Source organism: Pseudotamlana agarivorans (assembly GCF_018860245.1).
Taxonomy (GTDB): Bacteria; Bacteroidota; Bacteroidia; order Flavobacteriales; family Flavobacteriaceae; genus Pseudotamlana; species Pseudotamlana agarivorans_A.
Window position 1 is genome coordinate 35,030 of record NZ_JAHKPD010000013.1, and the last position, 23,361, is coordinate 58,390.

Genomic DNA, 23,361 nt, shown 5'->3' on the forward strand with positions numbered 1-23,361 from the left:
GTGAGAAATCCAAATAATTAAAAATAATATAGTCATGAAACGAAGAAATTTTTTTAAAAACACTGTAAAAGGTGCTTTGGGGGCGACATTAATTCCAATGACTAATTTGTCTTGTTCATCTTCAAGTACCGCTAGTGTCCTACCTAATTCTGAACAAGAGAAACCCTATGGCAACACCAATCCTGAACAATGGCATCAAATGGGCACGGGTAAAAAACGGCGTCCTAATCGAGCAACAACGCTCACCTACGATGTTGCAGTAATAGGTGGTGGGGCAGCGGGTATGTGCGCTGCTGTTGCAGCTGCGCGTAATGGTATGCAGGTGGTTCTTATACAAGACCGACCTGTTTTGGGAGGTAATTCGTCTAGTGAAATCAGAGTGCATTTAAATGGGGTTAATCAATTAAAAGATGGTTTGCCAGAACGTGAAACAGGGATTATAGAAGAAATGTTATTGCATAACCGTTTTCATAATCCGCAAGACGCTTACCCGGTTTGGGATCATGTGCTTTTTGATTTTATTACGCGTGAAACCAATATTGACTTGAAGTTAAACACCTCGGCCATGCGCGCCATTATGAATGGTGATACTATAGAAGCAGCTTACTGTTGGCAAATGACTACCGAAACTGAATTTACCATTAAGGCCAAACAATTTATCGATTGTTCTGGAGATGGTTTATTAGCAGCTACTGCTGGGGCTTTATACAGAACAGGCCGGGAAGCAGCATCAGAATTTAATGAGAAGTTTGCGCCAAAAGAAGCCGATGGTTGGCAAATGGGATCTACCGTGTTATTGGGGGCTAAAGATATGGGGCGCCCAATGCCCTTTGAACCGCCACATTTTACTATTAAATATGATGCTGAAAAATCGCATAAGGGGCGTAATTTAATCCCTTTTGAATTAGGCTTTTGGTGGGTTGAAATGGGAAGTGATGATGATATTATTGGGGAATATGAAGACATAAAAGAAACACTTATGGGCCATGCCTATGGTGTTTGGGATTATTTGAAAAACTCAGGAAAATTTCCTGAAACCGAAAATTATGCTTTAGACTGGGTGTCTTCTTTACCCGGAAAGCGTGAAAGTCGCCGTTTTATAGGGGATTATATTTTAAGTGAGCCCGATTTGCTGTCTAATAAACAGTTTCCTGATGCGGTGGCTTTTGGTGGATGGTCTTTAGATGAACACAACCCTGGAGGTATTGAGAATTTAAGTGAACCGCCAAGTTATTTTCATGAAGATTTTGAGGAACCTTACCAGATTCCGTTTCGTAGTTTGTATTCTAAAAATGTTTCCAACTTACTTTTTGCAGGTAGAAATATCAGCCAGACGCACATGGCTTTGTCTTCGTCACGTATTATGGCAACCTGTGCCTTAGAAGGGCAAGCTGTTGGAACTGCAACTGCCCTGTGTGTGAAACACAATGTTCTACCTCGAACTTTAGGTGAAAATTATATTAATGATTTACAAGAACAGCTTTTACGAGATGATGCTTTTATTCCTAATCGACCAGCAGTCGATAATACAGATATAGCTAAACAAGCACAACTTATTTTTGCTTCGAGTACATCGTCTGGAGCAGCAAATTTATTGACCGATGGTTGGTCAAGAGATTATAATAACACTGTTCATCACTGGGAATCGGAGGGCTTACCAGCTAAAGTGCAAATGGAATGGAATGAGAACGTGAAAATTTCTAAAATTGAAATAAAATGTGATACCAATGTTAAGCGAAATATCATGCTACGTCGTGATAGTTTAGAAAATGATTTTTATACCACTGGCATTCCTAAAGAATTGTTGAAGGCTTTAGATGTAGAAGTACGTGTTAAAGGGACTTGGCAGAAGGTTGGTAGTTTGGACAAAAACCGAACACGATTAATTAAATTTGATTTTGACCCTGTACAAGCTACAGCTATTCGATTAAATTTGAAGGAAACTTACGGTGCTGAAAACGTGAAATTATTTGAGCTGAGGTGCTATGCTAGCTAGGCCTATAAATATTGTTTGTCACGCGATGTTATTAAGTGTTTTGGTGCTGTGGTATCACGATTTTAAAGCAGTACAAAAGACCAAAACCCACGCCGTGAATATTATTCATAAGGGCATTAGTTTAACCCAACCAGTAAACACAGTGTTGGTTGAAGTTAAAGATGCTAAAAATCACGCCCTTTCTTATTATATGGATGTAGAGTCAGTGACCTGTGGTGATAGTCAGTGTCGTGTAGACCGCGTTAGAATGTATTGGGATGATTTAGGTCGTTTTAATCGTATAGAATTGCCTCACGGGGTACATTTAGAAAAGGCTCAGGGCCTTCAGTTTTCTACAGCAGATTATTTAAAATTAGAGATGATTTTAAAAGATGAAAATTCAGGATTAAAGGATTTTTATAAGCATGAATTAGTTAGTACCGTTGGAGGAGAAGGCGTAGATGCCTTGTCTGGAGCAACTGTGTTTATAGAAAAATCAGCTTATGTGGAAGGTGCTGTTTGGACCTGTTATACCCTTTGGCATTGGGCTCATAATGATATTAACGACATCATTCGGATTATAACTGGTGATGACTATTCTAATTTAGCCTTAGAACAACTATTAGAACAAGAGGGTTATCAAAAGTTTGCTATAGAACAGCTATCACGCCGTCACGTTTATAATGAAGGTTTATTGAATGCTATTATTGAGGTAAACCAAGTACGGCCAGAACTTTTAAGAACCAGTTTAGCTTATCTAGAAACCCTACCAAAACAAGACTTTGATACAGCGATTAAACGCTTTTACCAAGGTTTGCCAGAATGTAATCATTTGGAGTTTTTTAAATCGATGATTCAATCTGAACAGGTTTATCCTGCTGATTTTTTTAGTGTCGTTAAAATAAAGGTGTCTGATTTATCTTTTCAGGAAATTCATTTACTGTTAGAAGTGTTCCGCAGCAAAATAGAGATTGACAGCGTTGCGATGGAACAATTAGTACAACTATTACATCAGAATGATTTTTTAAAAGCACGTGAAGTGTATTATTTTTTAAAAACACAAGACCTTACCGAAAATCAAGGTAAGGTCTTGTTAGCTTTTTATGAAGCTAATAAAACGCGACTTTAAATAGAATAAGTAGGCGTTTATTAAATTTAAGATGGCGCGTTTTTTTTGCTGTTGAAGGCCTTTAAAGTAGATTAATAATCTAAGTAAATGGTCTTCTTTTGTAAATGTTGGTCTATACCGTATACACCATCTTCGCCACCAAGACCAGCGGTTTTGTGTCCAGAATGATAGCCTTGAATATAGCCAGTAATTTGTTTATTAATAAAGATGGTTCCTATTTGTAATTGATCAATTGCTTTTTGGTGAATTTTATAATCATTGGTAAATAAATAAGCCGATAAAGCTTCTTCACGACTGTTATTAATCGCTAAGGCTTCATCAAAACCATCAATCTTAACAATAGGGAGTACCGGGGCAAATAACTCTTGAGTCGTTGTTGCGCCATCATGTTTTACGTTAGTTAAAATGGTTGGAGCATACCAGTTTCCTTTTTCAAAAGCAGCGCCTTCTGGACGGCGACCACCCATAACCAATTCAGCTCCGTTTGCGATATCTTGTTTTACCAAACTATCAACACGGTCTAAACCTGGTGCACTTACATTTGGCCCCATATTCACCGAGGTATCAAAGGGATTACCTACTTTAATTTGTTGAACACGTTTAATTAATTTTTCGGTGAACTCATCAGCAATTTTACCATCAACAAACACCATTTCGTTGCAAATACATACTTGTCCGCAATTGGCATATCTAGAGATTGCAGCAGCTTCTACGGCTTTATCAATATCGGCATCTTCTAAGACGATAAAAGGCGCTTTGCCTCCTAATTCTAAAATCAACCCCGTGATATTATTTGCCGCAGCTCGGTACATGGCTCTTCCGGCATTGGTACTTCCCGTTAAGCTAATTAATCTCGTTATCGGACTCTCAACCAATAAACTTGCGGCTTGAGCATTGGTCGTAGCTACCATGTTTACAACCCCGTTTGGAATCCCTACGGCTTCTACGAGTTTACAGAATTCAGAGCAGGTTGTAGGGGTGAGTTCGTGTGGTTTTAAAATAACCGTATTTCCGGTCACTAAAGCAGGGCCGAGTTTTCTTCCGATTAAAGCTAGAGGGTAATTGTAAGCGCATAAGGCTACAGTCACGCCAAAAGGCACTTTGTGAATTTCTAGTCTTTCGTTAGGATTTTCAGAAGGAAAAATAGCACCTTGAATACGGCGTCCTGCTTCTGCAGCATACTGCATGTAACGCACGGTATCATCAACCTCCGCTAGGGCTTCGGCATAGGTTTTTCCTTGTTCTTTTACTAAAAGGGTAGCAAAGTGTTCTTTTTGTTCCTTTAGTTTATCACATAAAGCAAAAATGTAATTGGCTCGAGTTTGTGCTGGAGTTAAATGCCAAGCAAACTGTGCTTTTTCTGAAGTTTCTAATGCGTATTGCACGTCATCGGCTGTACAGGCCGTAACCGTGGCATAGGTTTCATTATTAGCGGGGTCTTGCACTTCAAAACGTTCTCTTTTAGAAGCATCTAACCATTCGCCATTTATATAAACCGGGTAATGTGTCATGTCTTGTGCCATAATGGATGTGTTTTTTTAGTTATACCAATTTAATTGTATAATGTTGTGTTTTTAATTTGAATTAATTTTTGTTCAGATGAAATAGAAAATTCAAGCATAGCTATAGCTACGGTTTTATTTTATATTGAAATATGAGCGAAAAGGAAACAAATTATATGCGACATTGTACGGTTAAAATGGTATTATTTATAGTTCGGTTTTCTTTTTTCAACAAAGGCTAAAAAGCCTTCTTTGGCGTCATGCGTATCGTAAAGCGCATGGACAGAGTCGGTTTCAAAATCTAACGACTCTTGCAAGGTCATGCCTTTATGCATTTGCACATATTTTTTTATTGCCGCCATGGCTTCTCCGGCTCCAAGTGTTAATTCATGAATATATTCAGCCACTTTTGCTTCAAAGGCATTTGCTGGATATAATTGATTGAATAAACCAAAGTCGTAAGCTTTTTGAGGAGATATGTTATTCCCGGTTACCAATAATTCCATGGCTCTACTAGCGCCAAGTAAATCAATCATTCTTGGTGTTCCGCCGTTTCCAGGCATCAGGCCTAGTTTCACTTCTGGTAATCCGATGAGGTAGTTGCCTTCGGCACCCAAACGTATATCGCAAGCCATAATAAGTTCTAAACCACCGCCTAAACAATGTCCGCTCACCGCTGCAATGACAATTTTCGGACTCCTGGAAATGGCTTCAGAGACGGCTCGTGCAGCTAATACCATTTCGGCATTTTCTTCCGTAGTGTTTTGACTAAATATTTTGATGTCTGCACCCGCGCAGAAGAATTTTTCCGAAGTACTGTTTATCAATATCACTTTAACAGCATCGTCTGCACTGGCTCGGTTCACTGTTGCGCTAATTTGCTCTAAAAAGCCTTTGTAATAACTATTGGCTTTAGGTCTATTTAGACTAATCGTGACTAAACCAAGTGTTTTTTTTACAATTAAATATGATGGATTACTGCTCATGTGCGTATTGTTTAATTTACCAATTCTTCGTTAATCGCTTCGGTGTGTTCTCCTAAAATAGGACTGCCAATTTCTGAAGTTAACCAGTCACCATTAATTTGAATCGGGCAGCGGGTGGTTTTATATGTATAGCCGTTGGTTCTATTTACTTCTTGAACCATTTCTAAGATTTTAAAGGCTTCTTGGTCAAACAATGTTTTCCAATCCATGACTTCGGCACACCAAATATCAGCAAGCTCTAAAACCGCCAACCAATCTTTAGTCTTTTTTGTTTTCAGGTGTTGTGCTAAAATGCCTTTTATTTCATCACGCTTAGTAAACCAACTTTCTGGTTCTGGGTAATTACTTAAAGCTTCACAGCCAATTAATTCTCCAATAAATGGAATAGACCCCATAGCCAAGGCAATCGCGCCATTTTTGGTAGCATAAATCCCGTAAGGTGCGCCTAAATAAGCGTGTGCCGAATTACTTTTAGGTCTAAGTGTTGGCTGCCCACCATCTCTAAAGAAACAGGTAATCGATTCAAACTGATATTCAATAGCAGATTCTAGCATACTCACTTCTACTTTAGCCCCAACATGCTGTGATTGTTTTTGATACAGACTTGCCAAAATGCCTTGTGCGAGATGCGCACCTGATAAAATATCAACAACGGCCAATCCAATAGGGACGGGGCCAGCACCATCGTTTCCGTTTAAAGTGGTTAAGCCTGTTAGCGATTGAATGAGTAAGTCTAAACCTGGTTTGTCTTTCCAAACCCCTTCTTTACCATAGCCCGTTAGTTCAGCGTAGATAATTTGGGGGTTAAGTGCTTTTATTTTATCATAATCAATACCTAACCGATTTGCAACACCAGGTCTGAAATTATGAATTAAAACATCTGCTTTTTCAATGATTTTATAAACTTTTTGCCGTTCAACATCATTCTTCAAGTCAGCAGCATAACTTTCTTTATTTCTATTGATCGCATGAAACATAGACGATTCGTCATCTAAAACAAGATTTGAGAAATATAAGTCTCGACACAAATCACCCGTTTCTGGTTTTTCTATTTTTATAACCCGGGCTCCTAAATCAGCCAATCTTAAACTTGCTGAAGGACCAGATAAATACTGACTAAAATCGACAACTAATATGCCTTCCAATGGTTTACTCATAACGCGTTTAGATTAAATTCATTATCAATACTTCGATTATCTTCTCCTACTTTTGGCGCCGATTTTTTATTAAAAATTCGTTTGCCGTCAATACGAATCGGGCAACGTGTCGTTTTCATGGTGATACCATCAGAAGTAAGGACGTCTTGGTCCATTTGAAGGGCTTGATAGCCTTCGTGAGCTAAAAATTCTTTGTAATTATAAACATCGGAAACTCTAAAATCCATAGGCTCAAAAATCGATAACCAATGTGCTGTGGTTTCTTTGACTAATTCAGCAGCTAAGAAATTCATGATGTCATCACGCTTGTCAAACCAAGTTGTTTGGTCTACAAATTCAGCTGGTAACGAAACACCAATGGCTTTGGCTAATTGGTCTAAAGGCGTTAAAGCTATTGAGATGTAACGGTCCTTGGTTTTGTAAACGCCGTATGGTGCATCAATGTAAGCATGAGCATTTCCTTGTTTTGCTCGTTTAGGTAATTGTTTACCATTATTTAAAAAGGCGGTGAGCATTTCAAATTGAATATCTAAGGTCGATTCTAATAAACTGACTTCAATTTTAGCGCCTTTGCCGGTTTTGTTTCTTTCGATAAGGGCGGCTAAAATGCCTTGTACCAAATGGACACCTGTAAAAATATCAGATGTTGCTAAGCCCGAAGCTGTAGGTTCGTCTGCTTCATTTCCGCTGAGGTTTACAAAACCTGACAAGGACTGAATTAACAAATCTTGTCCTGGTTTTTTAGCCCAAGGTCCTACAGGGCCGTAACCGGATACCACGCCATAAATTAATTTCGGGTTGATAGCCGCTACGGTGTTATAGTCTAAGCCAATTTTTTCCATAACGCCAGGGCGGAAGTTATGCGTCATCACATCGGCCTGAGCAATCAATTTTTTGATACGCTCTAAATCTTTGGGGTCTTTAAGGTTCGCTGCATACGATTGTTTGTTTCTATTGGCGGTATGAAAAACCATACTGCTTTCGTCAATAAAAATATTTTTAAGCGCAATGCCTCGGCCAGCTTCACCAGTTCCTGGGCGTTCAATTTTGATGACACGTGCCCCTAAATCGGCCATTTTTAAGCCTGCTGAAGGCCCTGCCATAAACTGCGCAAATTCAAGAACTGTTATTCCTTCTAATGGTAACATTTATAGTGTTTTATTATTGTTTTTCTGATTCACTGTATAGTGTTTAATATTTTATGTCACCCCAAGGAAACGACGAACCTCTATGATAATTAAAAGATTCTTCACTTCCTTCTGAATGACAATCACAGTAGCAACTGGTATACTTACATCGATTTAGTTTATTTTTGAAGAGATTCCATGTATAAGCTATTTAAACCTTCTAAAACGTGTTTTGCATTACCTCCATCTTTCATAAAGGCACGAATTGGTGCTCCAGCACGATCTTGGAAAAACATATGCCCGTGATAACGCGGTCTTAAAAAAGCTCTGTCTAAAGTAGGTAGGGTGTCCTTAAAGTAATCTAGCGCCACAAAATTATTTGTGGTGTCTAACCAAGCTTCTCGGTGCCCTGGTTGTCCGCCATAATCAAAAAATACGGTTTTTTGTACTTCTGGAGAGGCGACGTATTCAGCATATTGTAATGCCATGTCTTTGTTTTCTGAACTCGAAGAAATGGCCAAGCCTGTACCACCTAAAGTTGTGATTAAGTGTTGCCTCTCTAAAGTTACCGTATCGTGAAATTTCAAGATATGATTGGCATAACCACGTTTTGAATAATTGGTATAACCGTAAGCAAAAGGGGAGTAGGCGAACTTATCGGTACGTGTCATGGCTTCATAAACTTTAATGGGGTTCATGTCGTAGCATGATGGATCGATATACTTTCCTAGTTCACCGAGAATTTCTAAAGATTTTAACCCGATTTTTTCAGAAACAAAATATTGTTTTGTTAAAGCCACATCTTCACCTAAAGTAGAGCAAATCATATAAAAACTCATTAAAGTATCTTGCGGAATTCCAGGAATAGCAACCAAACCTTGTTTGGCTAAATCCATCACGTCTTCCCAGGTTTTTGGTGTTTCTCTTCCAATTTTTTCTAATAAATCTGGACGAGATGCAGCAACAGGCGTAGCCGCATCAATAGCCAAAGCACTTTGATAACCGTCAAAGCAGTAGCTCTCGTGTGATTTTCCCACTGAATTCGCCGCTTGGTTGTCTAAAAAAGCTTTAGGCAGGTGCTCGTTTAGAGGAATGATAACACCTGTACGTGCTGCAAAACCCGCCCAAGGGTGGTCTATAATTAATAAATCGTAACGTTTAGCTAATTGGTCAATCGGTTCATCAGCAAAAGCCTGTAGCGAACGTTTTTCCCAAGTGATTTCTACGTGTGGGTTTAATTCGTGGAAGCGTTGAGCAGTTGCCACCGCAGAGGTAAATCCGCGACTGTGATCCCAAGTAATGCCTTTTAATTGAATATTTTTTTGTGACATGTTTATATGATAGAAGCGGTCTCAAAAACGCTTCGATACGTCATTCTGAACTTGTTTCAGAATCTCATCAAACTGATTTTTAGTAGTTGTGAGAACCTGAATCAAGTTCAGGTTGACGACAGGTTTGTTTTTGAGACCGTTTCATAGTTTTTAAATTAATACATTTTTATTCTTCAAATCCTCTAGCTCTAGGCGTTTGGGTACCACTTTCGTACTTTTTGCCGTTCTGTCCGGTAAATTCATCAAAGAAGAAGTAATACGAACCGTATCCGCCACGGCCTTCAGCATTTTCTTGCTCTAAGCGTTTCTCTTTCCATGCTTGGAAATGTGCTGTGGCTTCAGCTTGATCACCAATTAAAAAGAAGTAGTCGTTATGCGAAATCTGATTGCCTTTTTTGTCTAGTAACTCTAATTCTACATAGAATTTTTCATCAACTTTACCTAAAACATCTTCGTTAATAGCGAAGAATTGTTTGGCGCTATTTTCTTCAATTTCAGAAACTTTGTAGCTTTCCTTGAATAAAACCTTTTTAGAATCATTTAAGATTTTAAAATTGATTTTACAGTTTTTATAAGTTTCATAGAAATCGTTAACCACCCAAATGTTTCCTGTAAAAGGTTCATCGGTATGCCATCTACGCTTTTTGAATTCAAAGTTGACCAATAAAGGTTGGTAGGCTTTTTGAACAAAATAGTAGGAGTTTTTAGGTTTTTGGTAATTATCAACAATACCCCATTTCATATCAGGCCAGTAGGTGATGTAGTGACATAAAGCGATGGCGCTTAAACTTGGTTTATCTCTTCGGAAATGCTCAATACCATTTTGGAAAATAATTCCTTGGGCATCTTGAGTAGCGTTCACAAATTCTTCTAACGAACCTTTCATTTCACTACCAAATACATCCCAGTTCTGCATACGTAAACGGGTTAAATCGGCCCAGTGGTGTCCCCAACTTAAACCTGGTGTCCATAGTTCTTCTTCAGGAATAAATTTCTTTAAACTTTCTACGGAAGGCACCGAGGTAATAGCAAACTCCGGAACAATAGGGTAGCCATCGGCTTTGGTTTGGTACCAGTCTTCGTGTAGCCATTCGCCCATATCGTAGAAATAACGTAAGGCATGAACCGCTTCTCTAGGTTTAAAACCAGCTTCTTGAGCCACATGGTCGGTCATTGGTGAATCAGGCACATAAGGAAGTGGTGCATAAGCCTGTAAAGAATCACCTAAACGCTCAAGGAATTCTCTACCAGCAATAGGGTCACGTGTACGGAACATCATTTCTTCACCACCTTCCATCATGATAAGCGATGGGTGGTTACGACGTTCTTTTATCACTTTAACACCTTCATTAAAAATGGCTGAAACGTTTTCTTCTTCCATAGGAATATTTCCTGTTCCTAACGGAATCATATCTTGCCAGATGGTCATTCCCATTTCATCAGCATACTGATAGAATTCTGGGATTTCTGGTGGGTGCCATCCAAAAATTCGGATGTTATTCATGTTCATTTCTTTCGCTAAACGAATCAGCTCAAAGTATTCTTCTTTACTCGTTCTTCCTGTGAAAATATCTGGTGGGCCACCCCAACACGCCGAACGGATAAAGTGAAATTTCCCGTTGATATAAGTTGAACGCGGGAAGGTCACATCAACATCTTTTTTAAAGCCAGGATTCCATTTAGAGGTCACTTCACGAATACCAAAAGTAGTTTCGTTAACATCTTGATTAACATCACCATCTTTTAAGGAGATTTTCATTTGGTATAAATTAGGATCACCTAAGTCCCAAGGCCACCATAATTTTGGTTCATCTAAATGAATGGTATGTTTTACAAGGTGTTTTCCAGGGGCAACATTTTTAGAAAACTTCATGTTTATCTTTTTAGATTCGAAGTTTTTACCTTCTAAAGACACTACAAAGTCCATGTTTTTGGTTGCTCCCGATTTGTTTTCAACCGTTAATTCTAAGTTCACGTCTGCCGAACCATCGTCGTTTATTTTATTGTTGGCATACACATCATCAAAACGCACTTTGCCGCTGCGTACCATTTTTACAGGACGCCAGATGCCCATAGGGGCTACATCACGCCAGTAATCACCAAACCATGGTGTTTTCTTACCAGCCACGAATGCATTGACCTGTGGAGCAGGGTTAATCTTAACAATTAGCATGTTTTGAGCCTTAAGGTAATCGTGCCCACTAACACGTAAAAATTCATTAACATTGAATGAGAAGCCTGAAAAGGCTCCTTCGTTTTTACCTAAATAATGGCCGTTTAGCCAAACTTCACAGCTGTAATCAACGCCTTCAAAAACGAGGTCTACCAATTGGTTTTCTACACCTTCTTTGACTTGAAACTGATAAGCATACCACCATTCGTACTGTTGTACCCATTGAGCTTTGACGCTGTTTCTTCCAAAATACGGGTCTTCAATTACGCCGGCTTTCCATAAATCGGTGTACACGTCGCCCGGTACTTGTGCGTTGTTCCATACTAATGTTTCAATGTCTTCTGAAGGGAGTTTGTGTAAGCCACGTTTCACGCCTTCGCCAGGAAGCATCATTTTAAAGCGCCACTTCATACCACTAAAGTCTCTAACCGATTGACTGTTTTCGTCGTGAGAAAATGTCGTGTTTGGTTGGGCGAATGTTATCATGGAGCTCCCGAAGAGGCATAAACAGCACCATATAACTTTTAAGAGTTTTGTATTCATAGTTAGTTTAATTGTTATTCATTGGTAAATATAATATTTATATTTGAATTAATTTGTTAAAAATAGTATCTTTACTTCAAGAATCTTAATTTAGCCACCAATTAAAAAGATACTATGAGCAAATATGTAGCACCGGCCTTAGATAAAGGATTGGATATTTTAGAATATTTATCTGAGATAAAAATTCCACAATCCCAAGGGGAAATCGCACAAGGACTTAATAAGTCGCCTAACGAATTGTACCGTATGCTGGTTTGTTTAGAGCAAAGAGGTTATTTAATTAAAAGTCTGAGCTCGGGTAAATATGCTTTATCTTTAAAATTATATCAATTGTCTCATAGGCACAGTCCTATTGATGGTTTATTAAAATCGGCCAAACCTGTAATTGAAGAATTGGCCAATGTGACCAACCAATCGTGTCATTTAAGTATGATTTACCATGGTAAACTCATGGTGATTTCTCAAATGAGAAGTCCTGGTCCTGTTTCTTTATCTATAGAAGAAGGAAGTTTATTCCCTCTAACAAAAACGGCTTCTGGCCGGGTGTTGTTAGCTTTTTTGGATTCGGATAAAACCCAGCATCTTTTAAAGAGTGACGCTGAATTTTCTGCTTTATCCAAAAAGGATCAGAAGCTATTTTTGATGCAATTAGAAACCATAAAAAAAACTGGTCATGAAATTTCCGAAAGTGATCTCACTATGGGAGTGACCGATATAGCGGTTCCTGTTGGTAATCCAGATTTAGTTACTTACTGCGCTTTAGCAATTTCATCGTTAACTTCTATCAATGAAAAAAACAAATCTGGAGCTAATTTCGTAGATAAATTATTCGAAGCTTCAAATGCGATAAAATCGCTCATTGGCGAACAGTAATTATTTTTTTGAATATCCGTAAACACCTTTGAGGTGTTTACGGATATTCAGTTTTTTAATGTTTCACTATGATGTGCTTAGTGATACTACTGTTTTGAGCAATTAATTTCATAAAATAACTACCACTTTTTAAATGTTCAATAGAAACCGTTTTCATGTTGTTCTGTTGTTCTAAAACTTTAGCCCCTAAAATATTGTAAATCTCAATCCTTGTCAATGCTGTCTCACTTTGAATATGTATTACATTATTAGCAGGGTTAGGAAATATTTTTACTTGTTTTATTTCTGCATGATCTGCACTTAAAGAGTTTAAAGATCCAAACTCAATTTTGTCCATATTCCATTGCCAATCGTTTGATCCGGAAGCAACGATCTTTATGTCGTGGGTTCCAGCCGGGAGCGTTATGGTTGTGCTTGCGGTGAGTTCTTGGTAGCTGTCCCATCCACCGTTATTAGGTACGGCATCTTCACTAATTAATACGCCGTTTAAATATATAGAAACAGCAGCGTTATCTGCAGGAGTAGAAATTTGGTAATTAATTTCATATTCTCCAGCTTCTGCTGTGGTAACATCTAATTTGTATTCGGCGTAATCTTCCTTGTTTACATAGTTAATAGTGGTTGTGTTATTGTTTACTCCAAAAGGAACAAAACCATCATCAAAAGTTCCTCCGGTATTATGAAAATCTTCTGCTTCTATAATTAAAGAGTGGGAGTTAGAACCTCCAGATCCACCACCTGATGCAGGGTCGCTTACTGGTTTATACACACGTACCCAGTCTACTTTCATTTGGTTTTTTGCAGGGTTGTTTAAATCTGCTTGAGTAGGTGTAGAACCAGTCAACCAACTTTGAGATTCCATGTTGATGATAATGTCCATTTCTTTGGTAAAACCTCTTGCTTCCACAGTAACACCATTTCCGTCTTCATCATTATCATCACCGCCTTGAAACCAAGCAGGGTCAATTACATTATAGCCGTTAGACGCGTTTGATGTTGCTTTTAATGTGTCAAAATTATACGTACTAGATGTTGTATGTACTGTAACATCGGTATATCCAGAACCATTGTTTGTCGGTAACTTATAACCGTTTACATCCCAATTCATAGAATTGAAATAGGTGTACTGCCAAGTGCCATTATAATTTGTAGCGATGGCGTTGTAGTACATAACACGAACGAGTTCGCCGTCTATATAATATTCAAAGTGTTTAGGGCTAATCCAATTTACGCCCATGCGCATATAACGACGATCTCCGCCATTATTGTAACACCAGTCTCCCCATCCGTAACTTGTAGACACTCTACTGTCTGGATACCAAGAATTCCTGTCTCTTGGTTGGTAATCGGTAAAAGGACTACGGACAAAAGAGTGATGGCTAATGTGTGTTAAATGTTTCCAATTGGCAACACCACCATAGTTTTCAATAATGTCAATTTCTTCGGTATCGTCTGGACTTAACAGCCAAAAACAGGAAGCCAAAGAAATATTGGCCACACTAATAGCCGATTCTACATATACAGGGTACTGCACTTTATTGCTGGAAGTAACACATCCAGAAGCAACGCCGTAGCTGCCACCTTTACTGTTTTCGGTTGTATACCCAACGTTAATTACCAAATCGCTACCATCAACGGTAACGTTTCCATTTTTCCAATAAGTGTAGCCAGGGCCATCCCAACCATTGTGGTAAAAGTTATACCATTTGTTATTGTCGCCAAAATTCGACCAAGAGGAAGCATTAAAGTTGTAATTGAAATCATCGGAAACATTGTCTTGGAGCTCCCAGATGTTTCCTGATCCTGCGTTTGCTGGTACCGGAATTCCCGACCAGTCTTGAGCTTGTGTGCTTAACACAAATAAAAATAATAGTTTTGTTAAATAGTTTAATTTAGTCATGGTTAAATTTAAATAGATTGGTAAAGTTTAAAGGTTGAAAAAAAACGAGAACCAAATAAAAAACTAGACTAGACTAAAACTAAACAAGACAGTAAAATCAGGGGTTATGATGCCGTAACTGCTTAAAAACAATACGGTTTTTAGGTTTGTTTCGAAATACATTTGTTGAAAAATAAAAGCGAATCTTTCACGTGCTCTTGCCAATAAGGCCATTCATGAGCGCCATTAAACTCTTCATAGCTATGCGGAATGTTTTTAGATACTAAATTTTGATGTAGACTACGGTTATATTCAATTAATAAATCATTTTTTCCGCAGTCAAACCGAAGGGGAGGTAGTTTTTTTTTATTCTGAAGGATCACTTGGAAAACATCTTCTAAGCTTCTATTATTTAGCTGATAATTGGAGTCGTCTTCCTCTACAAATAAATGCATTTGATTGCTGTTGGTTATGGAAGAATGTGCTGAAATTCCGCTGTATTTTTCGGCATATTTTGCACCCAATCTCAAAGCGCCATAGCCTCCCATGGATAAGCCTGAAATGAAAAGGGGAGAAGCTTTACTGGTACAATCTATATTTTCGGTAACGGCATCAAAAACATCGTTTACAATCCAAGATTCATAATTGGCATTTTGATGCGGTAGATAGCCCGAGCCATCACCCCAAAGGCCATCGGAAGGCATCGCGATAACCATGGGTTTTATCAATCCAGCTTCCATCATTTTTAAAGCCGTAAAGTGAACACCTGCTTTATGCGCCCAAATCCAAGCACTACCATAAACCCCATGAAGTAAAGTAACTATTGGAATGTTTTTTAGATTCTTAAACGGGGGGACAAACACACAAATGTCTCCACGCCCCTTTAAATTTGGTGTTTTTACAGTAATGAACTTCAGGTTATTACTTTCAAATTCAGGGTTGGAAATTTCAGTGGTTTTAAATTTGGAATCCATGGGGTTCGGTTTGGTTAATATTAATCAAAAACAATTACGCCTTTAGCATTTTTTCCGGCCAGCATATCATCAAAAGCCTGTTGTAAATTTTCTAAAGGATAGGTTCTGGTTATCATTTCATCCAGCATCAAATCGCCTTTGTCGTACAGTGATACTAATTTCGGAAAATCAATTTGCGGACGGCATTTTCCGTAAAGCGGATTGATGTAAATTTTATCCCATTCAAACAAATTCATGTCTATGGTAATTTCTTCTTCAATACCACTCACTTGAACTGCAGTTCCAGCATTTCGTATCATAGCCAATGGCGCTGCCCCTAGAGCAGGAACCGCGGTGCATTCAAAAGCATAATCGGCACCTCTTCCGTTGGTTAAATGTTTTACGGTTTCGGCAGCATTTTTTAAGCCAACATCATTTTTGTCGGCCAAAATAATGTCTGTTGCCCCAAATTTTTTGGCCATTTCCAAACGTTCTTGGTTAATATCTATCGCGATAATTTTAGCAGCTCCCGATATTTTGGCCCCTTGAATAACGTTGAGACCAACACCTCCTGTTCCTAGAATTACAGCGGAACTCCCTGCTTGTAGTTTTGCGGAATTTACCACAGAACCATAACCCGTCATCACGCCACAACTGATAATACTTGCCGAAGTAAAAGGCATATCGCTTTCCATTTTCACGCAGGCAGAAGCTTTTACCAATGCATATTCGGCAATAGTACCAATGTTGAAAGAGCGTTCAATGGGCGCATCGTTCCAAAGGGTACCTTCTAAATGCGCGTGACCAGGGGTGTAGCCATTTCCGCCAGCGGTAACAGGTGAATTGTTTTCGCAAATATGCTGGTTCCCTTCCTGGCACTGAAAACACTTCATACAAGGCGTTGCCCAGTTTAAAATTACGCGATCGTTTGGTTTGAAATCGGTAACGGCGCTACCTACTTGTTCAACAATTCCGGCACCTTCATGACCTAAAACAATGGGTTTTCCCCAGGTTAAAGAATCGTGATCGGTATGACATAAGCCTGCAGCCTTAATTTTTACAATAATTTCGTCAGCTTGTGGTTCTGAAATTTTTACGGTATCTATAATAAATTTTCCATCGCCAGTGGCGATAGCACTTTTAGAAAGTATGGACATAGGGTTCGTTTCGTTAGTTTTCGTTTTTTAGAAAATTATTAGGCTTAAAAGGAGTGGAGGCATCTTCAATTTTGGTTTTATCGAGAATTTGTCCCGATTTTATAAATCGTGTTCCTAGAATATAAGCTTTAGCAAAATTTACAGCGTCTACTGCAAGTAGAGTTAGGTCTTTAAAATACCAAACTGAAAAACTGTTTTCAGAGGCTTCCTTACGGATAACCATATCGGTATATCCTGTAGAAAGGCCTACCATTTGTAGTTTGATATCAAACTGGTCGGACCAAAACCAAGGAATGCTGTCGTAAATAATACTGGCATCGCCACAAATGGCTTGGGCTGCTGTTTTGGCTTGGTCGACGGCGTTTTGCACCGATTCTAAACGTACATTTGTTTTGTAATGCGGATTATAATGAAAAGAACAATCACCAATGGCATAAATATTCGGGTCGTTGGTTTTCATGGATGCATCGACCTGAATGCCATTTTTTATGGTTAAACCAGCTTCGAGAGCCAATTCAGTGTTAACTATAATACCAACGCCAACCACGATGATATCGGCTTCCAAAGTTGTATTGTCATCACAGGTTACTACGTTGTAATCGCCTTTGTTTTCTACAGTAATGACAGTTTTTGAAGTGAGAATATGAACACCATTTTTTTGATGTAATTCAGTAAAAAAAGCAGACATTTCAGGAGTTGTTACCCGAGCCAAAACACGATTTTCTCGCTCAATTACGGTTACTTGTGCTCCTAGTTTTTTTAATGAGGCTGCAGTTTCTAGTCCGATATAGCCACCACCAATGACTACCACACGTTTTTTTGCAGTTTGATTAAAAGCTTCTCTGATGTTTACCGCATCTAAAGCGGTGCGCATGGCAAAACAGTTTTTTGCTGTTTCAATGCCTTGTATTGGAGGAATAAACGGTCGTGCACCGGTTGCGATTACCAGTTTATCGTATGCCTGTGTCGTACCATCTTCCAAAGTGATGTTTTGCTCTTTTCGGTCGATCGCGTTTACACGATGTCCGAGTTTTAAAGTGATGTCATCATCAATATAATTTTCCTTCGGAAATAATAAACTCTGTGGTGTATGGGGTTCGCTAGTGAGGTAGGCTTTAGACAGCGGCGGACGATGATACGGAAACTCCGGATCCCCATCATAAAGTATAATGTTGCCTTCCCAGCCATCTTTCCGTAAGGAAAAAGCACAGTTTATACCCGCGTGACTGGCACCAATGATTACACAGGTTTGTTTGTTGTTTGCTGGGGTCATTTTATTTCGCCACCTTTAAAACTAAACCATCAGGAACTTCACTGACTTGTAACTGACAAGATAGTCGGCTAAATTCACTCACATGATCGTCGAACTCTAACATGTCGTTTTCCAATTCATCGGGTGCTCCTATGGCATTCCAAAATGATGGTTCTACATGGACATGACACGTTGCACAAGAGCAAACGCCTCCACAATCGCCATCAATACCTTTTACTTTATTTTTTACGGCTAACTCCATAATATTGCCGGAATTTGCTTCGGTTACAATGCTTTGATTATCACTTGTTATAAAAGTTATTTTTTTCATTGGTTTTGTTTTAAAATGTTGGTAATGCTTTATAAGCTATTAAATTTAACTCGAAGGCTATCAAATCCAACTTTACGTTTAAATTGGTCTAAGTCTTCAATATTTTCTTTGGCTTCAATTATGTCCATAGAAGCTACCTTGTCGCTTAGGGTAGTTAATAAAATTTTCATGATTTGCCGGGCATGTGTTGCACCTAAACAATTGTGTGTACCAAAACCGAAGGCGACATGTGGATTTACTTTTCGGTCTAAAACGACTTCGTTAGCTTTTTCAAATACACGCTCATCGCGGTTGGCTGAAGCCCAGCACATCGAGATTCGACTTTGTGCTTTCACGGCATGTTCACAAACTTGTGTGTCTTCTGTTGATACACGTCCCATTTGGGTTAAGGGGGAGAAATAACGTATCAATTCTTCAATGGCCGTATTTAGAATTTCGGGTTGTTCTCGTAAACGTTGTAAAGAATTTTGATGCTCTGCAAAATAGGCAATCGAATTGGTTACTGCATTAATTACTGTATCACGACCACCCGCAAAAGTTAATATTAGAACACCCTTGACTTCTTCTTTAGTTAGTTTTCTACCGTCGATTTCAGAATTCAATAATAAGGCATATAAACTGTCGTCGGGGTGAGCTATGGTTTTATCAATTTGCGCGTCAATATAATCGTATAAAATATTGGCTTTATCGCTATCTAAAGCCGTGTTTTCACTTCTAAAAACATGAGTGCCCCAAGAAATCCATAATTCCGAGGCTTCATAAGGAATATTTAGTAATAAAGTTAATGCTGTAGATTGTAGTTTTAAGGCAAATGCTTCAACAACTTCTACGCTGTCTTCTGCTATAGCTTCATCAACAATTTCTTTAATGATTTTTGTGAGCTCAGCTTGGTATTCCGCTTCTAGCGGTCGCTTAAACCAAGATTCAAGAAGATCGCGATAGGTTTTATGTTTTGGTGGATCTAATTCGAAAGGGATTTGTCGCGTGTTGCGAATATGAACTTCGGAAGGCACTACAATTCGACCAATTTCTTCGCCACCCGATTGAAAGGTTTTCCAGTTGTGCGCACATTTGCGAACATCTTTATGTCCCAAAATAATTTTTACAGGGTCATTTTGATCGTTCATTTCACCGAAACCTTGGTCTTGACGCGCCTCTTTAAACGGATCGTCGAATTTACTTTTTTCCATTGGTAGTGGTTTTGTTTTAATATTTGGTAATGAAAAGCAAAATTGTGAAATTATTTTAGAGGAAAAGTGTCCATATTTAGCATAAAGAGTGCTTATTTTGATTTGTTTATTTTGTAATAGGATATTTTTTGTTAAAAAAGAGTGTTTTTTCGTAATATTGTAAATTTTAGTTGTTTAATTAAGTATCCTGTTATTTACAACCATTGAAAGCACAATTTGAAAAAATATCGGCACCCATTCATTCTTCGTTTAAAGCTTTTGTTTATGAAGGGGCCAGGTTTTCTGCGCCTTGGCATTTTCATCCAGAATTTGAGCTCGCATATATTGAAAAAGGAGAGGGCATTAGGTATGTAGCTAATAGCGTTCAGAAATTTAATGCTGGCGATTTGGTGTTATTGGGAAGTAATTTGCCACATTGTTGGAAAAATTCACTGGATGTAACTAGTGGCGTGAAATCTTTAGTTTTTCAATGGGATGAACATGTACTAGGGGAAAATTGGATTAATAAATCTGAATTTGCCCCCATTAAAACTTTATTAGCGCAGTCTACTAGAGGTTTAAAATTTAGTGATGAAATAGGTTTAAAATATGCCGATGTGCTTAAAGATATCATTAAAAAACCTGCTTTTGAGAAATTAATAGGTTTTATTCAACTTTTAAATAAATTGGCATTAATCGATGACTGTGAATTGCTGTCTTCGGAGCATTTTTCAAGTTCATTAAATATTAAAGCTAATGCTAGAATAGATAAAATTTACAATCATATTCACAGTAATTTTAATAAAAAAATAATGCTTCACGAGGTTGCATCATTGGTGTCTATGGGAGATGAAGCATTTTGTCGTTTCTTTAAAAAAACACTAAACAAGTCCTTATTTACCTTTATTAATGAATACCGTATTAATGTGGCGACCAAACAGCTTATAGAAACTAATAAACAAGTAAGTCAAATTGCTTACGAATGCGGGTTTGAAAGCCTACCATATTTTTACAAGCAGTTTCAAAAATTTATGAGTTGTTCTCCTCTGCAATTCAGAAAAAAATATTTAAATCAAATTTCAAATTGAATTTAGTTTAATCCCACAATACATATTCCATAATTTTATTAATCTGACGGCGCACTTTATGGCCTTATAAATTTTTACTTTTTTATTTATGTTTGAGGGTGAGTGGCATAATGGCTGTGGAATCATTTTTCTATTACAAATTTCAAAATTATGAGATGAATTTTCATAATGTTAGAATAATACATTTTTATGTTTGAATTGAGTAAAACTAGTTGATAGCAGAATTGGTATTATTGTATGGAACCTGGGCTCATGTTTATTTTTTTATAAACACGAGAACCTCATGCAATAAAAGAAACCTTAAATGGAAAAAGAAAACAATTCAGCAGACGCTATAAATAACACGCAAATAAACGAACAACCAGTAACATACGGCGACGATGTAAATTTCATGGCCGATTATATCGATTTAATCGAATTAACCGATGCCTCAAACCAATCGAAAGTAGCATTATCTGCAGCTTTGCAGGGCCGTGTTATGACGAGTAGTGCGTTTGGGACCAAGGGGCGAAGTTATGGTTGGATTAACCGCGAATTGTTTGCTTCTCGTAAAATACAAGAACATATTAATGTTTTTGGTGGAGAAGAGCGTTTTTGGTTGGGGCCAGAAGGTGGGCAATATTCAATTTTCTTTAAAAAAGGAGCAGAGTTTACTTTAGATGATTGGTATGCGCCTAAGCTTATCGATTTAGAACCTTTTGAGGTGAAAAGTGTATCTGCAGAAAAAGCAGTGTTTGTAAAGGAAGCTTCTTTGAAGAATTATTCTGGATTCGAATTCAAAATGGGAATCGAACGTGAAATCGCCATTTTGTCTTCAGAAAATATTCAAAAGGAATTGGGATTAGCGTCACTTTCGTCGGCTGTTAAAACGGTGGCCTATCAAACTACGAATTCGATGATTAATAGAGGTGATGCCGATTGGAAAAAGGAAACGGGATTGCTTTCTATGTGGATGCTTGGGATGTTTAATCATTCACCACATACCACCGTTTTAGTGCCTTATATTCAGGGTGATGACGCCGAATTAGGTGAGGTGGTTAATGATAATTATTTTGGAAAAGTGCCAGCAGACAGGTTAGTTGTGAAAGAAGGCGTAATTTACTTTAAAGGTGATGGACAATACCGAAGTAAAATAGGATTATCTCCTATGCGAGCTAAAAGCTTAGCAGGGTCTTACGATTCTGAAAACGGTATTTTAACCATAGTAAAATATAATAAACCAGAAGGGGTTACCGATTATGTGAATTCCATGTGGGAAATGCAAGATAAACCTTTTGAAGGTGACGTGATCAATGCTTATAACGATGGGGCTCCCGAACCTGGAGAAAAACCTCTAGGACCTTTTTACGAATTAGAAACATCATCGCCTGCTTTAGATTTAAAAGCAGGAGAAAAAGGTACTCATGTACAATTAACGTGTCATCTTGAAGGTGATGAAGCAAGTTTAAACCCGATTATCGAAGCTTTGTTTGGCGTAACAGTAGAAGCTATTAAACGCGCTTTTAACTAAAATTAATAAAGTTAGTATACCTCGAAATAGTATATAAAAAAGCTTCTGTAAAACAAATGACTTATTAAATTAAGTGTTTGTTTTACAGAAGCTTTTTAGTTAAAGTGTAAGTATTGAAATTAAAGAAAGGATTCTAATTTTTCAACCATATTTGAACTTCCACAAAATAATGGAATACGTTGATGGAGTTCTGTTGGAATAATATCTAGAATACGTTTATGACCATTGGTCGCCTTCCCTCCAGCTTGTTCGGCTATGAAGGCAATTGGGTTTGCTTCATATAACAATCTTAACTTCCCTGCTTTATTTTTTACACAATTTGGGTATAAATAAACGCCGCCTTTTATCATGTTTCTGTGAAAATCGGAAACTAGGGAGCCTATATATCTAGAGGTGTATGGGCGGTTTTCTTCTTCTTTTTGGCAATATTTAATGTAGTTTTTAACGCCTTGCGGAAAATGTGAATAATTGCCTTCATTTACCGAATAGATTTGGCCGTTTTCTGGTATTTGAATATTAGGGTGTGATAAATAAAAAGAGCCTGTTGCTGGGTTTAATGTAAAACCATTTACACCTTTACCTGTTGTATAAACCAACATGGTTGAAGTTCCATAAATAATATATCCGGCAGCGACTTGTGCGCTTCCAGGTTGCAAGAAATCTTTCAATTCAACGGGAGTCCCTACAGGGGTAATTCTTCTAAATATTGAAAAAATAGTTCCTACAGATACGTTAACATCTATGTTAGATGAACCATCTAAAGGATCCATTAAAACCACATATTTACCATTGTTTGTGTTATCCGAACCGTGAAGGGAGATATAATCTTCAACTTCTTCTGAAACGATACCACAGGCGATGTCCCTATTTGTTATGGCTTGGATAAATTTTGTGTTGGCAAAAACATCTAATTTTTGTTGATTTTCACCTTGTACATTTACATCACCAATCCCGCCAATAATGTCTACCAATCCCGCTTTATTTACTTCGTGATTCACCATTTTAGAAGCTAACTTAATACTATTAAGTAGTTTGGATAGTTCTCCACTGGAATAAGGGAAATCGGATTGATTTTCAATTATATATTCACCTAAAGTTGTGATGTTTTCCATAATATTGATTGTGCTTAGTGGGTTAGAGAAATAATGTTTTATAAAAAATGATAACTACGTTTTGGGAAACTGGTTCATCAGTCTACATAAATATAGTTATCATTCGATGTGTAT

The 23,361-nt window shown here is 37.9% G+C and carries 18 protein-coding genes; 5 read left to right on the top strand and 13 right to left on the bottom strand.

Going from position 1 to position 23,361, the window contains the following annotated elements:
- Positions 1-34 precede the first annotated feature (34 nt).
- Entirely contained in the window at positions 35-1,996 is a 1,962-nt protein-coding gene (locus KO493_RS09020; RefSeq protein WP_216067627.1) for an FAD-dependent oxidoreductase, read from the top strand.
- 25 nt (positions 1,997-2,021) lie between these two features.
- Positions 2,022-3,104 carry a hypothetical protein gene (locus KO493_RS09025; protein WP_216067628.1) on the top strand — a complete coding sequence of 361 codons (1,083 nt, stop codon included), beginning with the start codon at positions 2,022-2,024 and terminating at the stop codon, positions 3,102-3,104.
- Between the two features lie 71 nt (positions 3,105-3,175).
- Here the strand turns inward: KO493_RS09025 and KO493_RS09030 are convergent, their stop codons facing one another.
- From KO493_RS09030 to KO493_RS09055, 6 genes are all read right to left on the bottom strand, one after another.
- Entirely contained in the window at positions 3,176-4,627 is a 1,452-nt protein-coding gene (locus tag KO493_RS09030) for an aldehyde dehydrogenase family protein (protein ID WP_216067629.1), read from the bottom strand.
- Between the two features lie 182 nt (positions 4,628-4,809).
- Complete coding sequence (locus KO493_RS09035; RefSeq protein ID WP_216067630.1) at positions 4,810-5,592, bottom strand: enoyl-CoA hydratase/isomerase family protein; 783 nt, start codon at positions 5,590-5,592, stop codon at positions 4,810-4,812.
- Between the two features lie 11 nt (positions 5,593-5,603).
- On the bottom strand, positions 5,604-6,749 hold the full coding sequence (locus KO493_RS09040; RefSeq protein WP_216067631.1) for a CaiB/BaiF CoA transferase family protein: 1,146 nt from the start codon (positions 6,747-6,749) through the stop codon (positions 5,604-5,606).
- Positions 6,746-7,897: a CaiB/BaiF CoA transferase family protein gene (locus tag KO493_RS09045; RefSeq protein WP_216067632.1), complete on the bottom strand. Its 1,152-nt coding sequence runs from the start codon at positions 7,895-7,897 to the stop codon at positions 6,746-6,748. The genes KO493_RS09040 and KO493_RS09045 overlap by 4 nt, the downstream gene beginning before the upstream one ends.
- A 158-nt stretch (positions 7,898-8,055) precedes the next feature.
- On the bottom strand, positions 8,056-9,207 hold the full coding sequence (locus KO493_RS09050; RefSeq protein WP_216067633.1) for an ABC transporter substrate-binding protein: 1,152 nt from the start codon (positions 9,205-9,207) through the stop codon (positions 8,056-8,058).
- Between the two features lie 166 nt (positions 9,208-9,373).
- Positions 9,374-11,866 carry a glycoside hydrolase family 2 protein gene (locus KO493_RS09055; protein ID WP_252723199.1) on the bottom strand — a complete coding sequence of 831 codons (2,493 nt, stop codon included), beginning with the start codon at positions 11,864-11,866 and terminating at the stop codon, positions 9,374-9,376.
- Between the two features lie 171 nt (positions 11,867-12,037).
- Here KO493_RS09055 and KO493_RS09060 point away from each other — a divergent pair, with 171 nt between their 5' ends.
- Entirely contained in the window at positions 12,038-12,796 is a 759-nt protein-coding gene (locus tag KO493_RS09060) for an IclR family transcriptional regulator (protein ID WP_216067635.1), read from the top strand.
- 55 nt (positions 12,797-12,851) lie between these two features.
- On the opposite strand, the gene KO493_RS09065 is transcribed toward KO493_RS09060, so the two are convergent.
- The 6 genes from KO493_RS09065 to KO493_RS09090 form a co-directional block, all read right to left on the bottom strand.
- Complete coding sequence (locus KO493_RS09065; protein WP_216067636.1) at positions 12,852-14,696, bottom strand: carbohydrate-binding protein; 1,845 nt, start codon at positions 14,694-14,696, stop codon at positions 12,852-12,854.
- A 140-nt stretch (positions 14,697-14,836) separates the two neighbouring features.
- A complete protein-coding gene (locus KO493_RS09070) occupies positions 14,837-15,649 on the bottom strand; it encodes an alpha/beta hydrolase (RefSeq protein ID WP_216067637.1) in 813 nt (270 codons plus the stop codon).
- A 20-nt stretch (positions 15,650-15,669) separates the two neighbouring features.
- Positions 15,670-16,785 carry a Zn-dependent alcohol dehydrogenase gene (locus KO493_RS09075; protein WP_216067638.1) on the bottom strand — a complete coding sequence of 372 codons (1,116 nt, stop codon included), beginning with the start codon at positions 16,783-16,785 and terminating at the stop codon, positions 15,670-15,672.
- A 13-nt stretch (positions 16,786-16,798) separates the two neighbouring features.
- A complete protein-coding gene (locus KO493_RS09080; RefSeq protein ID WP_216067639.1) occupies positions 16,799-18,058 on the bottom strand; it encodes an NAD(P)/FAD-dependent oxidoreductase in 1,260 nt (419 codons plus the stop codon).
- A gap of 1 nt (position 18,059) precedes the next feature.
- Entirely contained in the window at positions 18,060-18,368 is a 309-nt protein-coding gene (locus tag KO493_RS09085; RefSeq protein WP_216067640.1) for a 2Fe-2S iron-sulfur cluster-binding protein, read from the bottom strand.
- 29 nt (positions 18,369-18,397) lie between these two features.
- Positions 18,398-19,558 carry a cytochrome P450 gene (locus KO493_RS09090; RefSeq protein ID WP_216067641.1) on the bottom strand — a complete coding sequence of 387 codons (1,161 nt, stop codon included), beginning with the start codon at positions 19,556-19,558 and terminating at the stop codon, positions 18,398-18,400.
- A 203-nt stretch (positions 19,559-19,761) separates the two neighbouring features.
- Here KO493_RS09090 and KO493_RS09095 point away from each other — a divergent pair, with 203 nt between their 5' ends.
- Positions 19,762-20,625 carry an AraC family transcriptional regulator gene (locus tag KO493_RS09095; RefSeq protein WP_216067642.1) on the top strand — a complete coding sequence of 288 codons (864 nt, stop codon included), beginning with the start codon at positions 19,762-19,764 and terminating at the stop codon, positions 20,623-20,625.
- Positions 20,626-20,929: 304 nt separating this feature from the next.
- Entirely contained in the window at positions 20,930-22,135 is a 1,206-nt protein-coding gene (locus tag KO493_RS09100; protein WP_216067643.1) for a DUF6786 family protein, read from the top strand.
- A 119-nt stretch (positions 22,136-22,254) separates the two neighbouring features.
- Here KO493_RS09100 and fbp read toward each other — a convergent pair whose 3' ends face one another.
- Positions 22,255-23,247, bottom strand: a complete 993-nt coding sequence (gene fbp / locus KO493_RS09105) for a class 1 fructose-bisphosphatase (protein ID WP_216067644.1) — start codon at positions 23,245-23,247, stop codon at positions 22,255-22,257.
- Between the last annotated feature and the right edge of the window lie 114 nt (positions 23,248-23,361).